Genomic DNA, 681 nt, shown 5'->3' on the forward strand with positions numbered 1-681 from the left:
GATGCTCCTTAACCCGTGCGTAGTAGATACGCAGGAACTTGTTGGCTCCTGCCATCATGTAGACGTAATAATGCTTACCCTCGCCGCGTTTTTTGTCAAGATATTGGAATACAGCATCATGAGAGGGCGCGTGTTTGAGCAGGCGGTCCATGACCTGAAAAAGCGTCTTTCTGAGTGAGGAAGAACCTCGTTTGGAAATGCCGGTACTCTGTGCTTCAAAGGCGCCGGACTGGAAAGGCGGTGCGTCGATACCGGCAAAAGCAACCAGCGACTGCTTACGGTTGAAACGTCGCACATCGCCAATTTCAGCCATGAGTTGAGGTCCTAACACATTGCCGACCCCTTGCATAGCCGTGACAACAGGAAATTCCGGCAAGCCGGAGGCAAGGGAAAGCATCTGCTGCCGAATCAGAGCCAGCGTTTCCGATAGGGAGTTAAGCTGCGACACAGCTTGAGTAATAAGCTGTTTGGCAAAGGTGCTTCGAGGCAGTGTACTGACTTGTATGCAGGCGGAATTGTAGATGGCAGCGGCCTTAGTGGAAAGAAAGTTGTAACCTGTTCTTTTGCACCATTTTTGATAGCGCTGGGTAAAAACGTTTTTGGAAAGGCTGTTGACGCATTCACAATGCCAAAATTTACCCACGAAGTCAATCCATTTTTCGTGACCGTCCCCCTTGCGGG

Annotated in this window: 1 protein-coding gene; it reads right to left on the minus strand. The window is 50.4% G+C overall.

All coding sequences use genetic code 11. The features are described from left to right. On the minus strand, window positions 1-681 hold a 681-nt coding region (locus CHK_RS00105; protein ID WP_046441793.1), incomplete at both ends, for a transposase.

The organism is Christensenella hongkongensis, assembly GCF_000981035.1.
GTDB classification, from domain to species: domain Bacteria; phylum Bacillota; class Clostridia; order Christensenellales; family Christensenellaceae; genus Christensenella; species Christensenella hongkongensis.